This is a genomic window from Catenulispora rubra (assembly GCF_015356825.1).
Taxonomy (GTDB): Bacteria; Actinomycetota; Actinomycetes; order Streptomycetales; family Catenulisporaceae; genus Catenulispora; species Catenulispora rubra.
Map to the genome: position 1 here is coordinate 1 of NZ_JAACYW010000394.1, position 9,099 is coordinate 9,099.

The 9,099-nt window shown below is 71.8% G+C and carries 6 protein-coding genes and 1 riboswitch; of the genes, 1 reads left to right on the forward strand and 5 read right to left on the reverse strand.

The features are described 5' to 3' along the window. Together GWK61_RS50005 and GWK61_RS50010 are read right to left on the reverse strand one after the other, a co-directional pair. The coding region (locus GWK61_RS50005) for a gamma-glutamyltransferase family protein (protein WP_194920897.1) at window positions 1-1,749 on the reverse strand (1,749 nt) is incomplete at its 3' end. Between the two features lie 72 nt (window positions 1,750-1,821). Further along, window positions 1,822-2,436, reverse strand: a complete 615-nt coding sequence (locus GWK61_RS50010; protein WP_323748129.1) for a TetR/AcrR family transcriptional regulator — start codon at window positions 2,434-2,436, stop codon at window positions 1,822-1,824. 104 nt (window positions 2,437-2,540) lie between these two features. Between GWK61_RS50010 and GWK61_RS50015 the strand changes: the two genes are divergently transcribed. Further along, complete coding sequence (locus GWK61_RS50015; protein WP_194920899.1) at window positions 2,541-2,996, forward strand: nuclear transport factor 2 family protein; 456 nt, start codon at window positions 2,541-2,543, stop codon at window positions 2,994-2,996. Between the two features lie 40 nt (window positions 2,997-3,036). On the opposite strand, the gene erm is transcribed toward GWK61_RS50015, so the two are convergent. From erm to GWK61_RS50030, 3 genes are all read right to left on the reverse strand, one after another. Then, entirely contained in the window at window positions 3,037-3,816 is a 780-nt protein-coding gene (gene erm, locus GWK61_RS50020; protein ID WP_194920900.1) for a 23S ribosomal RNA methyltransferase Erm, read from the reverse strand. Between the two features lie 262 nt (window positions 3,817-4,078). Further along, on the reverse strand, window positions 4,079-7,816 hold the full coding sequence (gene cobN / locus GWK61_RS50025; protein WP_194920901.1) for a cobaltochelatase subunit CobN: 3,738 nt from the start codon (window positions 7,814-7,816) through the stop codon (window positions 4,079-4,081). Window positions 7,817-7,861: 45 nt separating this feature from the next. Continuing rightward, window positions 7,862-7,994: riboswitch (cobalamin riboswitch) on the reverse strand. 29 nt (window positions 7,995-8,023) lie between these two features. After that, entirely contained in the window at window positions 8,024-8,977 is a 954-nt protein-coding gene (locus tag GWK61_RS50030) for a cobalamin biosynthesis protein (protein WP_194920902.1), read from the reverse strand. Between the last annotated feature and the right edge of the window lie 122 nt (window positions 8,978-9,099).

A 9,099-nucleotide genomic window follows, 5' to 3' on the forward strand; every position in this document is an offset into this window, starting at 1 on the left:
CCCCCGAGGATTGGCCGCCCCGCGCACCAACCCGCGCTCCGGATCCCGCCCGACCACGCACATCCGCCCGAGCGCCCAGTCCCCCGCCACGACCACCTCGTGCCCCCGGCGCCGCAGCCCGTCCAGGACCGCGGCGCCGAGCCGCGCCTCGGCCACGACCCGCCCCGGGTAGGCTGGCCGCGGGTAGAACGACTCCGGGAAGTGCGACGTGTGGAACGTCGGCGCGTCGATCGCCGCCTGCAGATCCATCCCGCCGAGCACGTGGTTCAGCACGAACAGCAGCTGCCACTGGTCCTGCTGGTCCCCGCCGGGCGACCCGAACGCCAGCACCGGCTCCTCCCCGCGCATTGCCAGCGTCGGCGACAGCGTGGTCCTGGGCCGCAGCCCGGGTGTCAGGGTGCTGGCAAGCCCGTCCTGCAGCCACGTCATCTGCATCCGCGTCCCCAGGCAGAACCCGAGCGCCGGAATCACCGGAGACGAGTGCAGCCACCCGCCGCTGGGCATCGCCGCGACCATGTTCCCCCACCGGTCCACGACGTCCACGTGCACCGTGTCCCCCCGCGCCTCCCCACGCCCCGCACCCGACGCGACCGGCTCCCCGGTGGACGCGTCGACCGGGATCGGCAGCTCAGGACGGCTCGGCAACACCGGCACCCGCCCCTGCGGCGACCCCGGACGCAGCTCCAGCGACGCGACCTCGCCGATCAGCCCACGACGCTCCGCGTTGTACTCCGGCGAGAGCAGGGCAACCAGCGGCGTGTCGAAGCCGTCGCCATACCAGGCCTCGCGATCGGCGAAGGCGAGCTTGGCCCCCTCCACCACCCGATGGATGAAGTCCACCGACCCCGGCTCGCCGAGCTCCTGCCCCTGAAGCAACGCCAACTGCTGCAACAGAACCGGCCCCTGGCCCCAGGAACCGGTCTTGCAGAACGTATAGCCGCCAAAGTCATAACGGACCGGCTCTTCATAAGAGGGCTGCCATGCCGCCATATCAGCACCCGTAATAACACCGGCATGATCGGACCCCGAAGAGTCTCGCCAAGCAGTCCGGGCGAAAGCATCGATCGCCTCAGCGACAAACCCCTGATTCCACGCGTCCAGCGCAGCATCGATCCGCGCCTCGCGCGTGGAACCGGACGCGTCGGCCAAACGCTGATACGTAGCAGCCAGCGTCGGATTGCGGAACACCGAACCCACAGCCGGAACCCCGCCGCCAGAAAGGTAAACGTCGGCGGACGTCGTCCAGTGCTCCCGGAACATCGGCTCGATATCCGCAATGCACTGCGATATCGCCGGCGTGACCGGATACCCGTCCCGCGCATAGCCGATGGCGTACCCGAGCACGTCGGCGAGCTCCATCGTCCCGTGATCGCGCAGCAGCGTCAGCCACGCCGGCACCGCCCCCGGAACCGCCGCCGCCAGCAACCCCGAGCCCGGCACGAGCGCCAAACCGAGGTCGCGGAAGTGCTCCACGGTCGCCCCGGCCGGCGCCACGCCCTGCCCGCACAACACGGTCGGCCGCTTGTCGTCCCCGCGCGCGAACACCACCGGAAGGTCGCCCCCGGCGCCGTTCTGATGCGGCTCCACGACGTGCAGCACGAACCCCGCGGCCACCGCGGCGTCGAACGCGTTGCCGCCGCGCTCCAACACCGCCATGCCCGCCGACGAGGCAAGCCAGTGCGTGCTGGACACCATGCCGAACGTGCCGCTCAGCTCCGGACGTGTGGTAAATGCCTGGTCAGTCGTCATCGTCGCACCCTCCTGCCAGCCATTACCCTAGGCGCGGGACCGGCAGGAGCCAAGGTTCGCCAAGCTATCCGCTCAGGTCTTGGGACGCGGCCTCAGCCCGTCGGCCACCAACCCCGCCACTCGCGGCACATCCCCCGACGGCGCGGCACGCGCGGCCGCGATCGCCCCGATCACCAGCGCGTGCAGATCCTCGACGCCCACGTCGGAACGCACCGCGCCGGCGTCCTGAGCCCGGCGCAGCAGATCGGCCAGCGCCCCCTTCAGCGCCCCGGCGATGTCGCCGGTCGCGGCCCGGATGTCGATGCCGTGGCTCGTCAACGCCTCGGCGAGGTCCATCTTGTCCTGGGCGTCGACGGTCATGGTGACGAAGAAGCCGTAGAACGCCAGCCCCGGATCCGGCGCCGCCAGCGCGCTGTGCACCTCGGCCAGCATCGTCTCCATCCGCGCGACGAGCACGGCCGCCAGCAGCTCCTCCTTCGTCGGGAAGTGCCGGTAGACCGTGCCCGCGCCGACGCCGGCGCGCCGCGCGATCTCGTCCAGCGGCACCGCCGGACCCTCGGCGGCGAACGCCTCGGCCGCCGCCGCGAGCACCCGCGCGCGGTTGCGGCGCGCGTCGGCGCGCAGCGGGCGTTCGGCGGTCGACTGCGCGGCGCCGCCGGTCACATCGGCATCAACGGACCCGTTCACAGCGCCAGCGTAACCCCCCTCGACAACCGGGGCGCACGCCCCGTATCGTTCCGGTGAGCGAAACGGGGCGCTCGCCCCACTTGGCATCCGTGGAGGAGATCCGCATGTCCGAGCACGTCCGCACGACCCGCGAAACCGTCGAACTGATGCTGCGCACCGTCATCGAGGGCAGCCGCGACGACCTCGCCGACCTCTACGCCGAGGACGTCGTGGTCACGAACCCCTTCGTCGCGGAGGAGTACCGGGAGTCGCGGGGCAACACCGCGCTGCGCACCCGGATGAAGGGCTTCGCGCAATACCTGCACTACAGCGAGGTCAAGAACGTCACCCTCCACGAGACCGCCGACCCGCAGGTCGCGATCGTGGAGTTCACCGTCGTCGGCACGCTGGTGCCCACCGGGGAGGGCTTCGAACTGCCCTCGATCAACGTGATCCGGGTCGTCGACGGCCTGATCACCGAGTCCCGCGACCACAGCGACGGCCTGCGCACGGCCAAGTTGCTGGAGTCGCTCCAGGCCGCGGGCGCGAGCGTCGGCACCAGCGCCGACACGGCGAGCTGACAGCGGTTCAGTCCCGGTTCAGTCCCGGTTCAGTCCCGGTTCAGTCCCGCACCAACTCCCACAACCGGGCCCAGTCCTCGGCCACCAGGTCCTTGGGCAGGGCCCGGGCCGGGATCCGGCTCCACCGGACCCACTCCCGCAGCTCCGCACGCCGCACCCGCCCGGTGCGCCCGATCATCTCCTCCAGCCCGCGCCCCGGCGCCTGGAAGACCTGCTTCACAAAGGCCTGATACCCCTGCCGCCCGTCGACCAGCGGCACGGCCCGCCGACGCATCAGCAGCAGCCCGGCGTCCACCGACGGCACCGGCCGGAACGCCGAGGCCGGGATCCGTCGCACCAGGCGGAAGTCGTACCACGGCCACCACGCGGCGGTCAGCATGCTCGCCCCGCCGACCCCGGCGCGCCGCCGCGCCACCTCCCACTGCACGATCAGCACCGCGCTGCCCCACCCGCGCTCGGACAGCAGCTTCCTGATGATCGCCGTGGTGAGGTGGAACGGCACGTTGCCGACCACGGTGTGCGGCGCGGCCGGGAAGCGGTGGCGCAGGACGTCGGCCTGCCTGACGTCCACGCTGTCGCCGAAGTGCCGCTGAAGCCGCCGCACCCGGCGCGGATCGATCTCCAGCGCCGTGACCGGCCGATTCAGCCGCGACAACGGCCCGGTCAGCGCACCGTCGCCGGCGCCGAGTTCGATGATCGGACCCTGCGTCTCGTCCCGGACCAGCCGCTGGATGGCGGCGATCAGCGCGGGATCGGCAAGGAAGTTCTGGCCGAGTTCGTGGCGTCCGCCAAGGAATTCAGAAGCTTTTTGGTACTGCATGCGCTGCTCCGCGGCATTCTCGCGATCGAAGCCGGGCAGCCATGCTTTTGATTCAAGCACTGAACGACCGCACCGGCAGGGACTCGGATGCGGCGGGAATCGCAGATCAGGGGATCGCTACCCGCCGTCAGAGGCGGATGCGGATGAACAGCGCGTTGCAACACATGGTCACGGAGCCTAGCAAGCACCGGACCGGCCGGCCCGCTATTTTCCGGGCGCCGCAGCTCGTCTCCGCCGCGGCGCCCCGACCAGCGGGTTTTTGCTAGTCCCCTTCGAGCTCGCCCTCAAGCTCCAGGAACACCTGGCGCAGCCCGTCCAGCGTCTGCTCCTCCGGCTCGGCCCACAGCCCGCGCTCGGCGGCCTCCAGCAGCCGCTCGGAGATCCCGCGCAGCGCCCACGGGTTCGAGCGCTCCATGAACGCGCGGTTCGTCTCGTCGAAGACGTAGGTCTGCGCCAGCTGCTCGTACATCCAGTCGTCCACGACCCCGGCGGTGGCGTCGTAGCCGAACAGGTAGTCGACCGTCGCGGCCAGCTCGAAGGCGCCCTTGTAGCCGTGGCGCTGCATCGCCGCCACCCACCGCGGGTTCACCACGCGGGCCCGGAACACGCGGTGCGTCTCCTCGGCCAGTGTCCGGGTCCTGACAGCCTCCGGCACCGCCGAGTCGCCGACGTAGGCCGCCGGCGAGGTGCCGGTCAGCGAGCGCACCATCGCCACCATGCCGCCGTGGTACTGGAAGTAGTCGTCGGAGTCGACGATGTCGTGCTCGCGGTTGTCCTGGTTCTTCGCCGCGACCTGGATGCGACGAAACGAGCTTTCCATGTCCCCGCGGGCCTCGCGGCCGTCCAGGCCCCGGCCGTAGGCGTAGCCGCCCCAGACCGCGTAGACCTCGGCGAGGTCGGCGTCGGTGCGCCAGTCGCGGGCGTCGATCAGCGGCAGCAAGCCGGCGCCGTACGCCCCGGGCTTGGAGCCGAACACGCGCGTGGTGGCGCGGCGGCGGTCGCCGTGCGCGGCGGTGTCGGCGTCGGCGTGCGCCCGGACGTAGTTGTCCGCGGCGGTTTCGTCGAGGTCTGCGACGGCCTGGACGGCGTCGTCGATGAGTGCGATGACGTGCGGGAAGGCGTCACGGAAGAATCCTGAGATACGAACCGTGACATCGATGCGCGGCCGGCCCAGCTCGGCGACCGGCACCACCTCGAAGCCGGTGACCCGGCGCGAGGCCTCGTCCCACACCGGACGGCAGCCGAGCAGGTGCAGGATCTCGGCGATGTCGTCGCCCTGGGTACGCATCGCCGAGGTGCCCCAGACGGTCAGGCCGACCGAGCGCGGGTACTCGCCGGTGTCGGCGAGGTGGCGGGCGATCAGCGACTCGGCAAGGGCTACACCGACGTCCCAGGCGTTGCGCGAGGGGATGGCCTTCGGGTCGACGGAGTAGAAGTTGCGGCCGGTCGGCAGAACGCTGACAAGGCCGCGGGTCGGCGCGCCGGAGGGGCCGGCCGGGATGTAGCGGCCGTCGAGGGCGCGCAGGACGTTGGTGATCTCGTCGGTGGTGCGGGCCAGGCGCGGGACGAGCTCGGTGGCGGCGAAGCGCAGGACAGCAGCGATGTCCGATGCCGACTCTGCTGCCGATCCCGCCGCGCCGACCTCCAGCGAAGCGCTGAGCACCGCATCGCAGATCCCTGGCACCGCCGCCGGATCCCAGTCCTGTGCGGCCAGCGCGTCCACCAGCCGCCGGGCCAGTTTCTCCAGCAGGTCCACGGCATCCGATGCGGACCGGGCCGGCGCCCCGTCGTCACTGGCGAGCGCGACCAGCTCCTCCGGCACCTTCACCGCCGCCCCCGGCTCGGCCAGCAGCACCTGCTCGTCGAGCCCGACGTACTGCGCCAACGCCTGCCGCAGCCCGGTGACCGCGCCGTTCACGCCGCCGAAGACCTGCTTGGCGCGCAGGATCGCCAGCACGTCGGCGACCAGCTCCTCGCCCTCCGGCGCGCGCCCGAGGATGTGCAGCCCGTCGCGGATCTGCACGTCCTTGATCTCGCACAGGTACCCGTCCAGGTGCAGCACGAAGTCGTCGAAGTCGTCATCGTCGGGCTGCCGGTCGACGTCCCCGTGCAGGATCGCGGCGAGGTCGTGGTGCAGCTGCGCGGCGCGGATCAGCGTCCAGATCTGCGCGCGCACCGCCGGCGTCTTGTCCGGGTCCAGCGCCTGCACGGTCGCGTACTCGTCGAGCAGCTGCTCAAGCTTTGCCAGGTCGCCGTAGGTGTCGGCGCGCGCCATCGGCGGCATCAGGTGGTCCACGACGGTGGCGTGCCCGCGCCGCTTGGCCTGGGAGCCCTCGCCGGGGTCGTTGACGATGAACGGGTAGACCAGCGGCAGCTCGCCGAGGACGGCGTCGGGGGCGCAGGACTCTGACAAGCCCAGACCCTTGCCGGGCAACCATTCCAGCGTGCCGTGCTTGCCGAGGTGCACGACGGCGTCCGCGCCGAAGTTGTGCTCCAGCCAGCGGTAGGCGGCCAGGTAGTGGTGGCTCGGCGGCAGGTCGGGGTCGTGGTAAATGGCGATGGGATTCTCGCCGAAGCCGCGCGGGGGCTGGATCATCAGCAGGATGTTGTCGAACTGGAGCGAGGCCAGGACGATGTCGTCGCCGTCCACGTAGAGCGCGCCGGGGGGCTCGCCCCAGTGGCGGCGGATGCCCTCGCGCAGGTCTTCGGGGAGCGTGGCGAACCAGGACTCGTAGTCGCTCAGCGGGACGCGCGCGGGCGCCGCGGCCAGCTGCTCCTCGGTGAGCCATTCGACGTCGTGGCCGCCGGCCGCGATCAGGCGGTGGATGAGCTGGTCGCCGTCGTCGGGGAAGTCGCCGACGGTGTAGCCGGCCGCGCGCAGCGCGTGGAGGAGGCGCACGGCGCTGGCCGGGGTGTCGAGGCCGACGGCGTTGCCGACGCGTGCGTGCTTGGTCGGGTAGGAGGACAGGACGAGCGCGAGTTTCTTGTCGCGGTTGGGAATGCTGCGCAGGGCGGCGTGGCGGTGGGCGATGCCGGCCAGGCGTGCGGCGCGTTCTTCGTCGGCGACGTAGACCGGGATGCCCGCCGCTGTGTCTTGTCCCCGGACGGTCTCCTTGAAGGAGAAGGGGACGGCGATCAGACGGCCGTCGAATTCGGGGATCGCGACCTGCATCGCGGCGTCCATCGGGGTGAGGGCGGCGTCAGAGTCCTGCCATGCCTGGCGGGAGGAGGTGAGGCAGAGCCCTTGGATAACCGGGACGTCCAGGGCGGCCAGCGCGCCGACGTCCCAGGCGTCCTCGTCGCCGCCGGCGCTGGCGTCCGCGGCGGTGGCGCCGCCTCCGGCCAGGACCGTGACCACCAGCGTGTCGCAGCGGCCGAGGAGTTCGACGAGACCCTTGCCGGCGTCGTCGGACAGGCCGCGCAGGGAGCCGCAGTAGACGGGGAGGGCGTTGGCGCCGCGGGTTTCGAGGGCGTCGGCGAGGGTGTCGACGAACGCGGTGTTGCCGGAGAGTTCGTGGGCACGGTAGAAGACGATGCCGACCGTCGGGCGCCCTTCGCGCTGCTCCCGGTCGCCGTGGACGCCGAATTCCGGCGTGGCCTGCGGCGCCTCGAAGCCCTCGCCGCCGCCGAGGACGGTGTCGGTGAGGAAGTTCGCGAGCTGGTCGAGGTTGGCCGGGCCGCCGGCGGTGAGGTAGTTGAGCGCCTCGGCCACGACGCCGCCGGGGACCGTCGAGAGAGCCATGAGCTCGGCGTCCGGCACGGCTTCGCCGCCGAGGACGACGGCCGGCAGGCCGCTGGCGGCGATCGCGTCGACCAGCCAGCGCCACTGGCGGTGGCCGCCGAGGAGGCGGAGCACGGCGACGTCGGCGTCGCGCAGCAGGGGCGCGAGGGCCTCGGCGTCGAGGCGGGCCGGGTTGGCGGTGCGGTAGGGGGCGCCGCAGGCGTGGGCGGCCAGGAGTTCGGTGTCGGCTGTCGACAGCAACAGAACGCGCGCGGGCATGCGACGGTACTTCCTCTCGCGGAGTCCGCGCTCCGCCTTGGGCTGATGGGGTGCGGACGGCAGGCAGTTCCTGGCTCGCGGGGGTGGGCCGCTCACAGTTGCGGGACAGCGCCCGATTCGCACGGGCTTCCTGGACTGTCGTCTTGGTGGACAGTGTGCCAGATCTGCGGTGCTCGGAGCCCCGGGCGCAGGGTGGCGATCAGCGGCTCAGCGGTTTGGCCGGCGACGCGGCCCGACGGCGCTCGCCAGACGTGCGGCGGCAGCGACCGACGCGAGCCCGACTGTGGCGGACAACACTGCGGCCCGCCGGATATCGCCGACGCGCGGCGCCCGACCACTCCCCATGACCGGCCGATGCTCGACGACGTCGCCGTAAGTATTCGTCCCCCCGAGCCGCACCCCCAGCGCCCCGGCCGCAGAAGCCTCGCACCGCCCGGCATTCGGGCTGGGGTGCTGCGCGCCGTCGCGTCGCAGAACCCTGAGCGTATGCAGCGGGCTACCGCCGACGACCGGCGCCGCCGCGACCGTCACAGCACCGGTGAAGCGTGCCGGGACCCAGTTGAGGACGTCATCGAGGCGCGCGGAGGCCCAGCCGAAGTTGCGGTACTTGGCGTTGCGATAGCCGACCATCGCGTCCAGCGTGTTCGACGCCCGATACGCCAGCAGCCCCGGAATCCCCGCAACGGCGCCCCAGAACAGCGGCGCCACCACCGCGTCGGAGGTGTTCTCGGCCACCGACTCCACAACAGCGCGCGCAATCTGGTCGGCATCAAGCCCCCGCGGATCACGCCCACACAAGTGCGGCAACCGCTCCCGAGCAGCCGCAAGATCCCCCGCCTCCAACGCCTCCCCGATCACCGCCGCCTCCCGCCGCAACGACGTGCCGCCGAGCACAGTCCACGTCGCAGCAGCGGTCAACACAGTCCCCACCACCGGCCGCCGCCCAACCCGCTCCGCCGCAGCGCCCAAGGCACCCGCGCCGGCCACGAGGACACCCGCGTAGGCAACACCCGCAGCCCGCGAATCGGCATACAGCACCCGCCGCACGCCCGAAGCCACGCGCCCAAAGCCCGCCACAGGATGCCCCCGCCGCGGATCGGCGAAGTACCAATCGGCGGCGAACCCGAGTGCCAGCCCGACTGCGCGGGAGGAAGATCGCATGGCGCCAATCTAGCGAGCGGCCGGTGCACGCCGACCGCCGGATCCATGCGCCGCACGCCGGGCGAGCCAAACCGCCGCCGCGCCCGAAGTCGCCCGCCGCGCAAACCCGAACCCCCTACCAC

Bases quoted from the DNA above. Each gene is read 5' to 3' on its own strand.
- GWK61_RS50015 (WP_194920899.1), top strand. From the start codon at position 2,541: ATGTCCGAGCACGTCCGCACGACCCGCGAAACCGTCGAACTGATGCTG.
- erm (WP_194920900.1), bottom strand. From the start codon at position 3,816: ATGCAGTACCAAAAAGCTTCTGAATTCCTTGGCGGACGCCACGAACTC.
- cobN (WP_194920901.1), bottom strand. From the start codon at position 7,816: ATGCCCGCGCGCGTTCTGTTGCTGTCGACAGCCGACACCGAACTCCTG.
- GWK61_RS50030 (WP_194920902.1), bottom strand. From the start codon at position 8,977: ATGCGATCTTCCTCCCGCGCAGTCGGGCTGGCACTCGGGTTCGCCGCC.